The organism is Paenibacillus sp. FSL R7-0179 (genome assembly GCF_038002265.1).
In the GTDB taxonomy this organism is placed as follows: Bacteria; Bacillota; Bacilli; order Paenibacillales; family Paenibacillaceae; genus Paenibacillus_AQ.
In genome coordinates this window covers 1812363-1828345 of the sequence record NZ_JBBOCC010000002.1, presented here as the reverse complement: position 1 = coordinate 1828345, position 15983 = coordinate 1812363, and the positions used below count along the sequence as shown (strand labels likewise).

The following is a 15983-nucleotide window of genomic DNA, read 5'->3' as shown; positions in this document are numbered from 1 at the left end:
CATCGATATTCCGTCCCTTCGTATTCAGATCCAGTTCAAACAGACTTAATTCAGTTCCACCAGCGCCTTGATCACCTTGGACTCAGGATTCAGCCAGCTCTCGAACTGCCCGGTCATCTCCCCGAAGGAGCAGCGGTGGGAAATATAGCGGTCCACATCAATGTAACCGTCTCTAATGGCGCTAATTACCCGTTCGAAGTCCTCGCGGGTCGCATTTCTGCTGCCCTGCACCGTCATTTCGCGGGCATGGAAATCCGGGTCACTAAAGGTAATGTTCCCTTTGACCAAGCCGACATAAGTCAATGTACCGCCATGCCCGACCAGTCCAAAAGCCCCTTCCATGGAGGAGATATTGCCGGTGGAATCAATGACATGCGGCAGGAAGTTGCCGCCTGTAAGCGCCGTCAGCTGTTCCTTCGGCTCCTTCAAGGCACTTACCGTATGCTCTGCCTGCGCCCAGCCCTTGCAGAAGGCCAGACGTTCATCGTTGACATCCATCGCAATGACCTTCGCCCCTGCGTACCGGGCCATGGCCATCACGCCCAGTCCGATTGGGCCTGCGCCGATCACCAGCACCTGATCTCCAGCGCCGACACCGGAGCGCCGAACCGCATGGGCACCAATCGCCAGCGGCTCCAGCATGGCCGCCTGATCCAGCGTCAGCCCGTCTGTCTTCAGCAGATTACCTACAGGCAGACTCACCCGTTCCCGCATCCCGCCGTCCAGATGAACACCGAACACTCTCATTTTCTGGCAGCAATTCGTTTTACCGCTCAGACAAGCCCGGCATTCTCCGCAATGCAGATACGGAATGACACTGACCTGGTCACCGGCCCGCAGTCCTTGCGGGTTGTCGCCAATGCGCTCAATAATCCCGGACAGCTCATGCCCCAGCACACGCGGATAAGTGAAATAAGGCTGGTTCCCCCGGTAAGCGTGCAGATCTGTCCCGCAGATGCCGATACGGCGGATGCTTACAAGGGCTTCCCCGTCCACAAGCCCCGGCTCCGGCAGATCTTCCCTGAATACGAACTTTCCGATCTCCTCACAAATAATTCCCTTCATTATAGGCGCTCCCCGTTCCGGCTCTGTGCTTCGTTCCACTCCGGCAGTCCGCTCGGCCAGGTCGCCCCGTCGATCGGCTTCAGAATATCGCGCACTTCTGCCAATAATTGTTGATCTATGGGCTCTTCGGTCCATTTAATATTGTTGCGGATATTCTCCGGCGTTGCCGTACTGACCAGTGTGGTAGGAATCTGCTCATTCGCTGTAGAGAATTGAACCGCCAGCTTGGCAATGTCTTCCCCCTTATCCCTGCAATATTCAGCAGCACGCTGACACGCCGCCTGAATCTCCGCTCCCGCCGGATGCCAGTCCGGCACCTTGCGGTTGCTGAGCAGCCCCATCGAGATGGGCGACGCATTCATCAGCCCTGTGCCGCTCTCCTCCAGCAGCGGAAGAAGCCGGAGCAGTGTGGTATCGTTGAGCGAATAATGGCAGTAGGACAGAATGACATCAAGCTTGGTCTGCGGAAGTACCTTCTCGAACACACTCAGCGGCAGGCCGCTGACGCCGAAGTAACGGATTTTGCCTGCCTGCTTCAGCTCTTCCAGCGCCAGAATGCCCTCCTCCATCACTTGCGTAAACGAGCCAAATTCAACATCATGCAGCAGCAGAATATCCAGGTAATCCGTGCCCAGGCGGGCCATGCTCTCTTCCGCGCTGCGGATGATGCGCTCTCTGGAGAAGTCGAATTCATCTGATCCGTAACGTCCGGCCTTGGTGCTCAGAATATATTTGTCACGCGGTAGCGTCTGGAGTGCCTCGCCCAGAACTGTCTCCGCTTTCATCAGGCCGTAGTACGGGGAGACGTCAATGAGGTTAATCCCCAGATCAATCGCCGTATGAACCGTAAGGATGGCCTCATCCTTCGGAACCTCCCGGAACACGCTGCCCAGCGAAGAGGCCCCGAAGCTTAATGCTGAGACCTCAAGTCCCGTATTGCCCAGCTGTCTGTATTTCATCTTGCACTACCTCCTATGGTTTATAGATCTAACTTATAAAATCTAGCAGCATTCGCTCCAAACACCGGCTCCCTCTCTTCCGCGGATAAGCGGCCTTGCAGTGCTGTGCGCAAAATCCCTACAACCTCCTCATAGGTTGCCGCCATCAGGCACACCGGCCAGTCGCTGCCGAACATCACCCGCCCCGGTCCAAACAGCTCCAGCACAGCATGCACATAAGCCGAAAAATCCTCCTGCGTCCAGCCCTGCGGATCAGCCTCCGTCACCATCCCGGACAGCTTGCAGTAAATTCCCGGATGCTTAGCCACCTCCGCCATCAGGCTTCGCCACGGCTCTAATTGGCCCGAAGCAATCTTCGGCTTAGCCAGATGATCAATAACTCCCCGCAGTCCCGGAACCTGTTCCAGCATCGCAATGAGCTGCGGAAGCTGATCGGCCAGCACCAGCAGATCCACCGGCACATCCCGCTCCGCAAGATATGAGAGCGCTTCTATATATGGCCGGGTCAAAAGCACACCGGGGTCCGCCATCTCCTGAATCATCACCCGCAGCCCGGTGAACTTCGGCTGTCTGCTGAGCCGCTCGAATTCTGCCTGAAAGGAAGGGCTTGCAAGATCCAGCCAGCCAATGACACCCGCGACAGACTCCGCCTGCCCGCTGAGTCCCAGAATGTATTCCGTCTCCTCCACGGTCGGCGCAGCCTGTACCACAATCGTGCGGCTGATCCCATGCTTCGCTAGCTCCGGCTCCAGATCAGCGGGCAGATAATCCCGGAACAGCACCGGAATCTCCGGCGTAATCCAGCCATAATCATCCCTGTCTATCTTCCAATAATGCTGGTGAGCATCAATATACATGATAACGCCTCCATTCCACCTTATTGTAAACATCCGATAAAGGAATAAAAATAGCTAAAACAAACAAATTCATACCTTATTTTGATATGATGTGGGTAAGAATGCAGAGATGAAACTCAGGAGGAGACTTCATGGAACCGATCCGCAGGCATTTTGACCATCAATTGCCAATTACGCTGCTGCTGGACTATAAGGAAACGAAAAGCCCGCAGCGCGAGCTGCCCGACCACCAGCATGACTGGTACGAATTCATCTACGTATACGGCGGCAAAGGAAGCTTTTTCATCGATCAGACCTTTTATGAGATGCATCCGGGTGACATCATCGTTGTTCCCGGAAACACGGTGCACCGGGGATTTCCCGACAATGAGGAGCCGGTGACCTCCTCCGCCCTTTTTTTCAGCCCGGCTCTGATCCATAACCATACCTACAGTGAGTCTTATCCCTATCTGAAGCTGTTCGACGCTGCCAAGACCAACAAGCAGTACAAGTATACTCTGTCTCCTGAGCATGCTGAGATTCTGCAAAATGATATCGATGCGATCCACCGGGAGCGCGAGCAGAATCAGCCGGACGGCGGGCAGGCGCTTACGCTGCTGCTTCATCTTGCACTGCTGCATTTAAACCGCTACTGTCTGCCGCAAGCCGCCGAGCCGGTTGCTTCCAATCCCTTGCTGCCGGAGTGGTTCCGTGAGGCGCTCAGCTACATCAACGATCATCTCGTTCAGCCGCTGGAGCTTAGCTCCCTGGCTGCGCGGGCCTCGATCTCACCGGCCCATTTCAGCCGGGTCTTCAAGCAGCGTCTGGGCATGAATGTGACGGATTATATTGCGACCAAGCGGATTTTTGCCGCCAAGGACAGCCTGCTGCAATCAAGCTATACCATCGAGCAGATTGCCATGGCCTGCGGCTTCGAGAGCCTGCCCCACTTCTACCGTACGTTCAAAAGAATCACCAGCATGACACCCGCCGCCTACCGCAAGAGTAACAGAGCGTAGTAGTGCTTCTTAATTCAGCTTACAAAACGTTCGGATTGGTTACAATGACCTTCTGCCTTAGCTCTGAAGGTCCTCCTCGCAGACGGTTACAGCATCCCCTTCATAAGTGACAACGCAGCTTCCGGCATGCCCGGCCAGCTCTACGGCAAATTGCCTTACCGCCTGCATTCCGGCATAGTCTCCGGCCCGCTTCCCGATAGTCAGCCTGCGGTCCGCTTCACACCAGCTCAGCTCAATCATGGTATAAGAGCCAGTCTCATAATTATAATTATCGCCTTCATCTTCATACAGGGTGAAGGCTGCATCCTTGCCGCCGTATACCTTGAGCCTCGTCACTGCCTCCGGCTGTTCATCCGTATACTGAACATCGGGGCCGAGCGGAACAATGGACCCGGCACGGACATACAGGGGAAGCGTCTCCAGATCCGCTTTTGCTACAATCGTCACTCCGCCCTCCAGCCGTTCATCGCTCCAATAATCGTACCACTCGCCTTCAGGAAGGTAGACACTCCGCTGCTTAAGAACCCCTTCAAGCTCACGGGAGCCGGGACCGTAATACATGGCCTCTGTCACGGGAGCCGCCATGAAGGCCGGACCGAACATGAACTGATCGCCGATAGCATGAACCTGCACATCTTCCCGGTAGTCGAAGGCCAGCGCGCGGAACATAGTATAACTGCGGTGTGCCACAGCTCCGGCCAAGGAGTAGATGTACGGCATCAGCCGGTAACGGAGCTTCAGGTATTTCACCAAGGTATCATACATCGGCTCTCCCTCCTGGCCGAACTGCCAGATCTCTCTCGGCGTATCGGTTCCGTGAGAACGGAACATCGGCAGGAACGCGCCAAGCTGGAACCAGCGGACATACAGCTCCCGGTAGCCCAGATCGGCAACACCCTCGTCATAATCCCCGTTCCAGAACCATTGCTCCTTGTGATTCTTCACGAAGAACGCTCCGATATCCAGCGTCCAATAAGGCGAACCGGTCAGGCAAAAGTTAAGGCCGTCTGCTATCTGCTTCCTCAGCGTCTCCCAGTTGGCGGCTATATCGCCAGACCATGTAATTGTGCCATAGCGGTGCTGCCCTGCGAACGCAGAACGTGTCAGATTGATTACCCGCTTCGTTGAGGTCGCTGCACGCTGGCCTTCATAGATTCCTTTGGAGTGCTGCATAGAATAAGCATTGATCAAGCCCGGATCGAGATACCGCTTCGATTCTGCCGTATTAATCAGCAGCCGCTGCTCCGGCTCCGGCTTAACTGCCCCCTTCCAGTCTGCTTCGAACGGCTCAGTGCAATCGCACCACCAGGCATCGACTCCATGTGCGAACAATCCTTCATGGGCCTGCTTCCAGTACAGCTCGCGCGCTTCCTCCCGGAAGGCATCATAAGTCGCCTGATTACCGAGCAGGAAGCCGCGCGCCTTCATCTCTTCATGATTGTCCCCGCCCGCACCCATGATCGGCCAGATCGACACCATCAGCTTGGCATTCATAGCATGCAGGCTGTCCATCATCTGCACCGGATCGGGGAAGCGCTCAGGATCGAAAGTCTTTTGCCCCCACAGATTGCCCGTCCAGGACTGCCAGTCAAGTACGATACAGTCGAGGGGAAGCGAACGTTCACGATACTCTTGTACAATGGCAAGCAGCTCCGCTTGGGAGACATATCTTTCCTTGGACTGCACATACCCGAAGGACCATTTCGGCAGCATCGGCGCTTCTCCGGTCAGATAGCGGATGCCCGCCGTAATCTGATCGAATTCCGGACCATAAATGAAATAGTAATCCATCTCTTCATCCGCATCACTCCAGAGGTACGAGCCAAAGGCATCGTCATGAAAAGTCATATAAGACCCCGAATCTACCAGAATCCCGTAGCCGCGCGTAGACACCAGGACCGGAACAACCGCCTTCATATTCTGCTGATACAGATATTGCTGCCGTCCCCGGAGGTTCATCATCCCCTCTTCATGGGAGCCAAGTCCGTACAGGGCCTCCCCTTCCTGCCATTCAAATTCCAGCTTCGTATGAAAAGCCTCCCGGTCCAGCCTCCGATTCACCCCCTCTGCTCTGGCACGCAGCCCATCAGCACCCTGTCCAGTCTCGACCGTATCTGCTGAAGCATCGAAGACTGTATGATAGACCTCTGTGCGCTCCAGGGTTTTGCCGCCTCGGGCCGGCTCCCGTGTCAGCAGTGTACCATCCGCAGCTCTGTAGCTGAACGCACAGGTTTCTTTATCCACTTCAATCGTTAGCTGCGCCGTTGAGATCTCCAGATGCCCGGGCAGGTCTGCGATATTGTACTCTACGTTCCCGGCCGCTGGCTGGCTTATCACCATCAGACTCTCTTTGCCGCTCAGCTCAGCATTCAGCGTATAACGGATTCTGGCAATCCCTGGCGTACACCAGCCGATATGCATCATTCCCTCACTAGTCGCAAGCCTTACGCCGGCCCCGCCGGATTGTACCTCTATCAGTTTCACAATGCTTCCACCCTTCCTTATGACTTCCTCTAATGATAATGATATTATTATTGATATCGGTTCATCTAGCATATATTTGCGCGATATCAACACAATATGACGATTTACAGGAGGACATCATGTACGAACACCGTTACCGGGAGAACAAGCTGCACGGCCAGCTGGAATTCCCGCTGCATATCTACCGGGTGGAGCATCAGGCCCGCGTGCATTCCATTCTTCCGGTACACTGGCATAACGAAATGGAGATTATCTATCTGGCAAAAGGCAGCGCTGTCTTCCATATTGAGAGCCGTGAGTTCGCTATTCAAGCAGGGGATGCCCTGATCGTCCATCCCGGGGAGCTTCATTCAGGTATAGACACTGCTATGGGCGGCACCTGTTATTACTCCATCGTGTTCAAAGGCTCCTGGCTGTCTTCGCCGCAGCCCGACCGGGTACAGGAGCTGTTCCTGGACCCCGTCCTGCAAGGGACGGTCCGGCTTCCCGCTCTATTATCTGCTGCAGATGCTTCCCACGCCCCCTTACTTCAGCTGATCAGGGAGCTGTTAAGCCGCTATGAGCGCATGCCCGGGGCATACGAAATGAGTCTGAAGGCGCTCCTGCTGCTGTTCATCGCAGACTGCTATCAGTACAAGCTGACCGGGTTGAACCCGGCGGCGGAGACCCGGCACGGCCGGGAATATAACCGGCAGATCCGGGAGGTGCTGAGCTATATGGAAGCCCATTCCCGCGACCGGCTGGAGCTGGATCAGCTTGCCTCTGTGGTGGCGTTGAGCCGCTCGCATTTCTGCAAGTTTTTCAAGGCTCAGACAGGGATGCGCCCGATGGAGTATCTGAACTATATCCGCATCAGCCAAGCAGCCAGTCTGCTCCGCAGCGGCTCATACAATGTACTGGAGGCTGCACTGGAGTCAGGCTACCAGCATGTCAGCTATTTCTCCAAATGGTTCAAGCATTATATGAACATGACGCCCTCAGAGTACAAGGCCCGGTATTCTTCCGGTGTGTAGTCTCCGGAGCGGACTCAGAGTCCGTAACTCGTGAATAATAACTATCCTCCAATAGAGAAGCAGTGCCTGAGAGGTCTCTCGGGCACTGCTCCTTGTCATGCTCTATTCCATCCCGCCCGCGACCGCTTAAGCCAGTGTAAACGAAGCAAACTGCGCGCCGCCGCCCCCGGTATACGTGAAATACAGCGCCTGAACGCCGTCCGGAATCGCCACATCCGCCGCATATTCTTTCCAGACGTTCGTGAAGCCTACCGGTATAGAAGCAAGCGCAGGCCCGTCCCAAGCCGTCTTCACCTGGAACTCACCATGGCAATATCCCCGCACCTTGATGGAGACCCGGCTAACCCCCTTGCAGTCAAAATACTTGAACCCGGCGGTGGCCGACTCCGTCATATTGGCAATATAGCCAATCTCTTCTTCACCGTCTCTGCCGTCCTGCGTAATTTTGGGGAACCGGCTGTCCATCCAGGCACCCATAGGGCCAAAGCCTCCGGTATACATCTCCTGATCCTTGGTGAACAAATGACAGGCCAGGTAAGCAGGATATTCTCCGCGTCCCTCCAGCGGACCGCCGTTCGGGCCGGAGGTTGTAATCTCCACCTGCGGGATCGTGCCGTCTTCACGGAACGCAATCGGCTCAATGCAGCCCTGGCGCGAGAACGCTGTCCCGTTGGTATGCCGGTGATAAAAGATATACCACGCTCCATTAACCTCCACGATACTGCCGTGGTTATTGCCGCCGTAATACATCGTCCGGTCCGCTGGCTTATACGTATCGATATGCAGATCACAGTTGCTCACAATGACACCCTGATACACAAAACCCCGGGTAGGATGACTGCTGGTGGCATAACACAGCTCATGCATCGAGATGGAGGAATAGATCAGGTAATAGATATCCCCTCTTTTGCGGATGGAAGGGGCCTCGAAGAACTCATAGCCCTCGAAGCCGGTTCCCTGGCTGTAAGGCTGGCTCGGTGCCACGAACACAGGCTCTTCAATTATTGTAAGCATATCGGGGCCCAGTACAGTAGCCATCGCGCCATGCCTGGACTTGTCTCCGTATCCGCAGAAGCCGGTGTACAGGTACGTGGTGTCTCCTTCGGTCAATACCCCCGGATCAAACTGCGGCTCATCGCCTTCCCGTTCGCCCAGGCGTGTGCCGTCCTTATAGGTGACATAGCCGTAGAATTCGTATTTGCCGCCCGGCTTATCGCAGACTGCCACCGATACGAGAGAAACCTTGTCCAGTACATAGTAGAGATAGTAGCGCCCGTCCGGTCCCTGCGTCACATCCGGTGCATAGAGACACATGCTGCCCTCCGGGTTGAGCGGATCATCTGTCGTCTTATAGATCACCCCTTCATATTGCCAATCGCCCAGATTGTCCTCCGGCGCTGACCAGCAGACGTAGTCGTTCAGACAGAAGGCGTGTCCGTTGAACCGGTCATGTGAGCCATAGACATATACTCTTCCTTCAAAAACATAAGGCTCCGCATCCGGCACGTACTCCCAGGAAGGCAGATATGGGTTCAATCCTTGTGGTTGTGTCATTTTAACATCCTCCATTTGTTATATAGATTGTCGTTGTAAGTGTGGCCTAGCTAATCAAGCACAGTCACCTGTATCGTGCACTCGGCGTAATCCGGATGTACATCTCTCTCCCCGGCCACATCGAGCAGTGGAATGCCGTTACTATTGTAATGGACTCTGTGGATCGCCGAGCATCTCGTTCCATGCTTCACCAATTGCTCTTCCCCATGGTAGAGGACTAGCGTAGTACCGTCAGTATCCTGGAAAAAGGAATTATGCCCCGGACCGTACACCCCGTCCAGCGAATAATAAGAAAGTGCCGGCGTGCCTGCCTTGCTCCAGGCACCGGCATTCAGATAGTCGCCGCCCCGTGGAATGCTTAACCAGCTTACCGCATAGGTATATCCCGTTGCCGCCCCGCCGGAGTAGGCAATATACACGGTATCTTCCGTAAGAAGCGGATACGGGCCTTCGTTATTGATCGTGCCCTGAACATTCTCCCAGCCGAGCAGCGGACGCGACAGCAGCACCGGCTCACTGGTTAACACCGCCGGGTTCGCTTCATCTACAGTGGCGATGTACAGCATGGAGCCGGTATCCAGCGGCGTTCCGATCCCTTTGCGGTAAGACCAGACTACACAGGAGGTGCCGTCTGCCTTGAAATAAGTCATATCCAGCGTAATGCCGTCTCCGGCCAATGGAGTACCGTCCATCCGCTTCACCCGGACCGGTGTGCTCCAATCCCCGGCCTGCATAATATCACCGCCGGGATTCAGCTTCATAAGATGGCATTGCGGTCCCCATACCTTGCCGCCAACAGCGAACAGGATGTACAGCTCCCCGCCGATGACATGGAATTCCGGCGCCCAGAAGGTCTGGATGAAGTTCAGCTCCTCATTCAGGTCCAGAATAACGGCTTCCTCGAAGCCCGGAACGAATAAGTCCTGCAAGGTATCTGCCACGCGGACATAGATGCCGATATTATTGACATTGTCATTGGTAGCCAGGAAGTAGTACCTGCCGTTCCAAGGGAGAATTACCGGGTCTGCATAGCCGCTTGCCAACGGGAACGGCAAGTCGTAGGTGACTACTTTGCCATGTATGGTATACGTTCCCGGCAAGGTGAAATCAATCCCTGTGGTATCCCAGTCCACCCGCTTATCGGCAGTGGAGCCGTCAGAATACAGCGCGGTGGCTCTGACCTTCGCCAATTCGCCGGCGGAACGGACACTGACCTGTTCCTCCACACGGATATCGGTGTTATACACCGGGGTCCATGCTGCCTGTACCTTGCGGCCTGTGGGACCGTCCACTGTCAGCACATTCCCCGGACAGGTGCCGGTCAGCGGCCTAGCGGGCTGCTCTACCGTGTAAGCTTCAGCAGGCTCCGGCGGCGAGATCCCTTCCGGCTTCCGCAGGTCAGCCAGCCGGTTCACGTAATAGTTGCCGTCGTTATCCTGCCAGCGGATCTCATATCCGCCGGTGCTGTCCAGTGCGCAGACGGCTTCTTTTACATAGCGTTCATTATCGAGCCGTACAAGCTGCTGGGCATCGAAGGTCACCAGATCCGGCGAGGTCCACAGCAGAATCTGTCCTCTGCTCTCCCCGTCATCCTCTCCCGAGGCGTCCACCCTTACGGCAATCATCCCGAAAGCACCATCCTGTGTGCGGAACAGATAGGGATTTTTCAGTCCTTTTTCATGGATCACATTCTTCTCATCCACGGTGGCCACGGCAAATAACAGGCCATAGTTCCGGTTAAGCGGCTGAAATCCGTTATGATCATCTGCGCAGGCCATATGAACACTGTTGCTTAGAGACCCGGTGTAATCCTGGTTCGGTATGCGTGTGTAGACTGTAAGCTTCATTAGCTCTGACACCTCATTCATAGCTCTATCACCCTTACCTTGTTATTCATCTTGCAGCATGTCCCTACCAGTATAGAGAAGCTCTTGGCGTGAAGTCCATGACATATAGACACCTAAGCTTGATCTATCCTTAGATTATGGTCCGGAGCCGGAATCGTCTATAAATTATCTGGAAAACGCTTTAATCTCTATACCGCCGCTTATGGTATACTTGGGCAAAATAAAATTCACCTGGAGGATGTTATGATGAATACTACAGAGGGTTCTTTTTATACAGGAGAGTATAGAAATCTGTTCCTTGAGAACGGACTGTGTGCGGAGGCCATCCAGCAGCGGCTGGAGGATACCTGGAACGAAATGTTCTACGGTGCCCCTGATGTGCGGCTCTACCATACTATGGATGAGGATAAGGGTTATATCGTAGATACAGGCAATACCGATGTGCGCACAGAGGGCATGTCCTACGGGATGATGATGGCGGTTCAGATGGATAAAAAAGAGGAGTTTGACCGGCTCTGGACATTCGCCAAAGTCTTCATGCAGCATACGGAGGGCCGTTACAAGGATTATTTCGCCTGGCATTGTAAGCTGGACGGCACCCGGCTGTCGCAAGGACCCGCCCCGGACGGGGAGGAGTTCTTCGCGATGGCGCTGTTCTTCGCTTCCCGCCGCTGGGGTGACGGGGCCCCGCCGTTCAATTATTCGGAGCAGGCCAGAATCATTCTCCGCGCCTGTGTGCACAAGGGAGAAGACGGGGAAGGCGATCCGATGTGGGACCCCGAGACCCGGCTGATCAAGTTCATCCCGGAGACTCCGTTCAGCGATCCCTCCTATCATTTGCCGCATTTCTATGATCTGTTCGCGCTGCAGGCGGATGAAGCAGACCGGGCGTTCTGGAAGGATGCGGCCGCCCGTAGCCGGGATTACCTGCATCTGGCCTGCCATCCCGCAACCGGCCTGTCCCCGGAATACGCCAACTATGACGGAACTCCAGCTGAACCCCAGCCGCATGGTGACTACCGCCACTTCTTCAGCGACGCCTACCGGGTAGCCGCCAACATCGGGCTGGATTATGAATGGTTCCACTGCGATCCTTGGCAGGTGGAGCAGTCTAACCGCATCCAGGCTTTCTTCCGCGATATCGATCCGGCTGATTACCGGCGGTATACGATTGATGGCCAGCCTTTTGACGAGCTGTCCCTGCATCCGGTCGGCCTGCTGTCCACTCTGGCCATGGCCTCGCTCGCTGCTGACGGACCGGATGCCGGGCATTTCGTCAAGCTGTTCTGGAACACTCCCCTGCGCACCGGAGAACGGCGCTATTATGACAACTGCCTGTACTTCTTCACCATGCTGGCGCTGAGCGGGAATTATCGGATTTATAAATAAGTAACAGTAAGCAGCTTGAAGCAATCCGCCCCATTTAAGGCGGAATTGAAACGAGGAGCCCTTGTGCTGCACAAGGGCTCCTCATTTACTCATTTCGCCCGCGTCCGGCATATTCAGGAGCACTAATGCACCTCATTTACTCATTTTGCCTACGTCCGGCATATTCAGGCACTCCTTTAGCCCAAGCACAGCCCCACCAAGGGGATTTATCCCTCTCATTCCACCATTTACTCCACTTTCAGCCCCACCAAAGGGATTTATCCCTTTCATTTCACCATTTACTCCACTTCCAGCCCCACCAAAGGGATTTATCCCTCTCATTTACTCTCCTCAACGAACAATCGCTCCCCCGGGCGATGGAGGCAACGCTATCCATCCCGAAGGAGCGATTCCCTTATATTCTTATCCTTTCAGCCCCCCACCACATCCGCACGGTATTCCTGTGGCGTGGTGCCGGTCCATTTTTTGAATACCCGGGTGAAGGATTGCGGGGTGACGTAGCCGATCAGCGAGCCGACCTCGGCGACCTTCAACTCCCCTCTGCGCAGCAGCTCCTTGGCCTGGCGGACGCGCATATCCTCGATGTACTCGGACAGATTGATTCCCCGTTCCTGCTTGAACAGGCGGGACAGATAGGAGGGATTGAAGTGGATCACATCGGCCAGCCGTACGAGCGACAGGTCCTGGTCGAGATTCTCTTCTATATATATGCAGATCCGGTCGATGACACCCGCTGCCCGCTTCTGCTCCCCGTTCTTCCTGACAGAGAACAGCAGCTCAGCCGTGTCCCGAAGATATTGGAAGGCTTCTCCCAGCGTCCGGTGGACCTCAAGCTGCATCAGCCCGCTTGCCCCAATCTCCCCGTCGGCTTCCCATCTGTTCGTATACGACATGAGCATCAGGGCAATGGTGTAATATAGTTCAGTCAGATAAGGATTGCCCCGTGTGCATTCATGCCCTGCCGGTTCAGCCATCTCCCCGAACAGCTGGAGGAACTCCTCCTTGCGGCCCGCCTCCAGATGTGCAGCCAAGGTCTCCACCTTGTCACGCAGGAAGCGGTCACGCACGGTATCCGGCACCGCCGCTTCATTCAGCTGCACCTTCTGCACCATCCGCTCCCCATCCCCGGCCCGGTAATGCTGAACCTGCCTCGCTTTATCGTACACAAGCGGAAGCCTGGACCACGCAGACTCCTCTGCACTCAGGGTGATGGCCATCCCGACCTCCAGTGATTCCCGGCACGACTGCTGAATCAGCTCGAAGGTGCCTTCCAGGAATTTAATCATCTGCTCCAGATCCTCCGGCTGCGAAGCCTCTCCCGTACCGCCCGGCTGAATCAGCCAGATCAGGTCACCGTACCGGTCGATGACCCCAAGACTGACCGTCCGCTCCTTCAGCAGCTTCTCGGACAGGAACTTCACCGCGAGCGCCGTCTCCCGCCGGTCCATATACGTGCGCGAGGATTCAGGATCACTGATACTGCCCAGTGCGATCAGGACCGGCCGCGAAGCATCCAGCGGAATGTTCAGACGGACGAAGTCCCCGGCCATATCCTGGTCCGCCTTGACGCTGTGAATGAGATGGCGGAAATAATCGCCCTGCGCCAAGGTCTCCAGCGTGTTCAGCTGCTCCTTGGACTCACGGATCAGATCATTCACCTGCATGGTGTCGTTCAGCTCCTGGAGCGCACGCATCACCGCCTCAATCAGCTTCGGATAACCTTCATTCTTGAGCACATATTGAACGCCCGGAGCCTGAATCGCCTGGTAGACATAATTGAAGTCGCTGTGTCCGGTCAGGAAGACGATTTTGCATTGCGGCCAGCTCCGGCGGATATGCTTCATCAGCTCCAGCCCGTCCATCTCAGGCATGCAGATATCTGAGAGAACAAGGTCCACCCGGGTCCGGTGCAGCAGATGTAGCGCTTCGCGGCCCGAGTAGGCCTTGTAGATGTCCAGCTCGAGCTCCATTTTGCCGAAAATAACCGCCAGTCCATCTGTGATAATCTCTTCATCATCAACGATAAGCATCCTGTACACCAGCATTCTCACCTCCCGCTCTAAGAAGGATGGTTACCCTTAATCCGCCCAGCTCACTCCGGTCCGCAAGCAAGCCGCTCTCTTCGCCGAAGGTAATGCGGATACGCCGGTGAATGTTCACCAGTCCCGTTGTCTCCGCCTGCTCTCGATAAACATTAAGGGACTCTCTCAATTGCTCTAGCGTATCATCACTCAGCCTATCCCCGTTATCTTCTACGATAATGCGGATGTCCGGGCCTTCCTGGGCGAAGCGGATAATGATCAGGCCCTCCATGGATTTCTTTTCCAGGCTGTGCTTGAACGCGTTCTCAATAATCGGCTGCACAATCAGCCGCGGAACGGACACCTTCTTCAGCTCCTCGGACAAGGCATCGAACCGGACTCCAATTCTGCGGGAGAAACGCATGGCCTGAATCTCTGTATACATTCTTGCATGGTGAATCTCCTGCTCCAAGGACACCAGGTCAGAAGCGTTACGGGTGACAAACTGGAAGTATTCGCCGAGCATCGTTGTAAGCTGTTCGATCCGCTCGGTATCGCCGGTCTTCGCCATCGTGTTCAGAATGAAGAAGCTGTTATACAGAAAATGCGGGTTAATCTGTGACTGCAATTGCTTCAGCTCTGCCCGCTGGGCCATAATCTTCTGCTTGTAGACCTGATCGATCAGGGAATGCAGATTGCTCACCATCTGGTTGAAGCGGCTGTACAGATAACGGAATTCATCCTTCGACTCATGCTGGATATGAATATCCAGATCGCCCTGCTCCATTCTCCGGAAGCTCTTCACCAGCGTCAGCATCGGCTTATGAATGAACTTGTAGGTCGACAGCGCAAAAGCAATAATGATAGCAAGCGCGGCCACACCAAACACCCAGGCCCAGGTATAGAATTTGCTAAGCGGATTCTTGATAATATCCTCCGGGATGATCCGGTAAATGGACAACCCAAGCTCCTGCGAGCCGGTCTGGACGATGTAATATGGCGCACCGGCGATCCTCAGCCTCTCCCCGGAGGCCACCGCGCGGATATCCCGGGCATACTGGGACGGCTCCGCCCGCGCCAGCTCGCCGGTCATGCTGTAGAGCGCGAATCTCGCACTATCGGAGAGCAATAGCGTTCCACTGCCGGGATACGTATTGAATTGGCCCAGCGCCGCCCGCAGCTCCTGGGTATCCAGCTCAATCTCGACCGTCAGCACCGGCTCCGCCCCCTTGATGCCCCGCTGCTTCATCGCGCTAAGATACAGGCCGCCATCCCACTCAATCACCTGGGAACGGCGGTCCCCGAAGACCGAGCGGATCTCGCGGAAGCGCTTCAGTTCAATCTCACGCACACCGCCGACCGATGAGATCGTCCGGCCTATAGTCATGATATGAACCCTAACGTCCTTGATATACGTGCTGCTGTTCTGCACGATGAACAGCCGTTTCATCAGTGAATTCAGATTCTCCGTGCGGTCAATGGTCGGCAGCGTCTCCCAGGTCAGGGCCAGCTTGTTCAGATCCTCATCCTCCAGCAGACTGTACTGCAGCAGCTTCATCCGCTCGATCTCATTCTCCATATCATTTAAGTAAAAGACGGTCTGGGCGCTGGCCGAGCTTCGGATATCGCTGCTGGCCGTTTGCATAATCCATTGATACAGATAAGCGGCGAAGACAAGAATAGGCAGCATAATGAGCAGAAAGGTCACAATCAGCCGCAGAAATATCGTATTGCGCAGTGAGTAATCCTTTTTGAACAACAATCCCAGACCCCCAGCAATCATTTTCACCATTATA

12 protein-coding genes are annotated in these 15983 nt (G+C 55.2%); 3 read left to right on the top strand and 9 right to left on the bottom strand.

What is annotated here, in order from left to right; genetic code table 11:
• Positions 1–45 precede the first annotated feature (45 nt).
• Genes MKX63_RS24285 through MKX63_RS24275 form a run of 3 tightly spaced genes read right to left on the bottom strand, consistent with a single transcriptional unit; the run spans position 46 to position 2881 of the window.
• The gene (locus MKX63_RS24285) at positions 46–1065 is read right to left on the bottom strand and encodes a zinc-binding alcohol dehydrogenase family protein (RefSeq protein WP_341020667.1); all 1020 of its coding nucleotides are present in this window, start codon (positions 1063–1065) and stop codon (positions 46–48) included.
• Complete coding sequence (locus MKX63_RS24280; RefSeq protein ID WP_341020665.1) at positions 1065–2024, bottom strand: aldo/keto reductase; 960 nt, start codon at positions 2022–2024, stop codon at positions 1065–1067. Before MKX63_RS24280 ends, MKX63_RS24285 begins: the two co-directional genes overlap by 1 nt.
• A gap of 20 nt (positions 2025–2044) precedes the next feature.
• Positions 2045–2881 (bottom strand): amidohydrolase family protein, encoded by an 837-nt coding sequence (locus tag MKX63_RS24275; RefSeq protein WP_341020663.1) that lies wholly within the window; start codon positions 2879–2881, stop codon positions 2045–2047.
• A gap of 131 nt (positions 2882–3012) precedes the next feature.
• On the opposite strand from MKX63_RS24275, the gene MKX63_RS24270 reads away from it, so the two are divergent.
• On the top strand, positions 3013–3879 hold the full coding sequence (locus MKX63_RS24270; protein ID WP_341020661.1) for an AraC family transcriptional regulator: 867 nt from the start codon (positions 3013–3015) through the stop codon (positions 3877–3879).
• A gap of 57 nt (positions 3880–3936) precedes the next feature.
• On the opposite strand, the gene MKX63_RS24265 is transcribed toward MKX63_RS24270, so the two are convergent.
• The gene (locus MKX63_RS24265) at positions 3937–6363 is read right to left on the bottom strand and encodes a glycoside hydrolase family 31 protein (RefSeq protein WP_341020659.1); all 2427 of its coding nucleotides are present in this window, start codon (positions 6361–6363) and stop codon (positions 3937–3939) included.
• Positions 6364–6482: 119 nt separating this feature from the next.
• Here MKX63_RS24265 and MKX63_RS24260 point away from each other — a divergent pair, with 119 nt between their 5' ends.
• A complete protein-coding gene (locus tag MKX63_RS24260; RefSeq protein ID WP_341020658.1) occupies positions 6483–7376 on the top strand; it encodes an AraC family transcriptional regulator in 894 nt (297 codons plus the stop codon).
• Positions 7377–7502: 126 nt separating this feature from the next.
• Here the strand turns inward: MKX63_RS24260 and MKX63_RS24255 are convergent, their stop codons facing one another.
• Complete coding sequence (locus tag MKX63_RS24255) at positions 7503–8930, bottom strand: family 43 glycosylhydrolase (RefSeq protein WP_341020657.1); 1428 nt, start codon at positions 8928–8930, stop codon at positions 7503–7505.
• A gap of 50 nt (positions 8931–8980) precedes the next feature.
• The gene (locus MKX63_RS24250) at positions 8981–10798 is read right to left on the bottom strand and encodes a family 43 glycosylhydrolase (RefSeq protein WP_341020656.1); all 1818 of its coding nucleotides are present in this window, start codon (positions 10796–10798) and stop codon (positions 8981–8983) included.
• A gap of 225 nt (positions 10799–11023) precedes the next feature.
• On the opposite strand from MKX63_RS24250, the gene MKX63_RS24245 reads away from it, so the two are divergent.
• Positions 11024–12166, top strand: a complete 1143-nt coding sequence (locus MKX63_RS24245) for a glycosyl hydrolase family 8 (protein ID WP_341020655.1) — start codon at positions 11024–11026, stop codon at positions 12164–12166.
• Between the two features lie 132 nt (positions 12167–12298).
• Here MKX63_RS24245 and MKX63_RS24240 read toward each other — a convergent pair whose 3' ends face one another.
• The 3 genes from MKX63_RS24240 to MKX63_RS24230 form a co-directional block, all read right to left on the bottom strand.
• Positions 12299–12487, bottom strand: a complete 189-nt coding sequence (locus tag MKX63_RS24240; RefSeq protein WP_341020654.1) for a hypothetical protein — start codon at positions 12485–12487, stop codon at positions 12299–12301.
• 89 nt (positions 12488–12576) lie between these two features.
• Positions 12577–14196, bottom strand: coding sequence for a response regulator transcription factor (locus MKX63_RS24235; protein WP_341020653.1), 1620 nt, complete (start codon positions 14194–14196; stop codon positions 12577–12579).
• Positions 14183–15970: a sensor histidine kinase gene (locus tag MKX63_RS24230; RefSeq protein WP_341023240.1), complete on the bottom strand. Its 1788-nt coding sequence runs from the start codon at positions 15968–15970 to the stop codon at positions 14183–14185. Before MKX63_RS24230 ends, MKX63_RS24235 begins: the two co-directional genes overlap by 14 nt.
• Positions 15971–15983 lie beyond the last annotated feature (13 nt).

Bases quoted from the DNA above. Each gene is read 5' to 3' on its own strand.
- MKX63_RS24260 (WP_341020658.1), top strand. From the start codon at position 6,483: ATGTACGAACACCGTTACCGGGAGAACAAGCTGCACGGCCAGCTGGAA.
- MKX63_RS24270 (WP_341020661.1), top strand. From the start codon at position 3,013: ATGGAACCGATCCGCAGGCATTTTGACCATCAATTGCCAATTACGCTG.
- MKX63_RS24230 (WP_341023240.1), bottom strand. From the start codon at position 15,970: ATGATTGCTGGGGGTCTGGGATTGTTGTTCAAAAAGGATTACTCACTG.
- MKX63_RS24240 (WP_341020654.1), bottom strand. From the start codon at position 12,487: ATGAGAGGGATAAATCCCTTTGGTGGGGCTGGAAGTGGAGTAAATGGT.
- MKX63_RS24235 (WP_341020653.1), bottom strand. From the start codon at position 14,196: ATGCTTATCGTTGATGATGAAGAGATTATCACAGATGGACTGGCGGTT.
- MKX63_RS24285 (WP_341020667.1), bottom strand. From the start codon at position 1,065: ATGAAGGGAATTATTTGTGAGGAGATCGGAAAGTTCGTATTCAGGGAA.
- MKX63_RS24255 (WP_341020657.1), bottom strand. From the start codon at position 8,930: ATGACACAACCACAAGGATTGAACCCATATCTGCCTTCCTGGGAGTAC.
- MKX63_RS24275 (WP_341020663.1), bottom strand. From the start codon at position 2,881: ATGTATATTGATGCTCACCAGCATTATTGGAAGATAGACAGGGATGAT.
- MKX63_RS24280 (WP_341020665.1), bottom strand. From the start codon at position 2,024: ATGAAATACAGACAGCTGGGCAATACGGGACTTGAGGTCTCAGCATTA.
- MKX63_RS24245 (WP_341020655.1), top strand. From the start codon at position 11,024: ATGAATACTACAGAGGGTTCTTTTTATACAGGAGAGTATAGAAATCTG.
- MKX63_RS24250 (WP_341020656.1), bottom strand. From the start codon at position 10,798: ATGAATGAGGTGTCAGAGCTAATGAAGCTTACAGTCTACACACGCATA.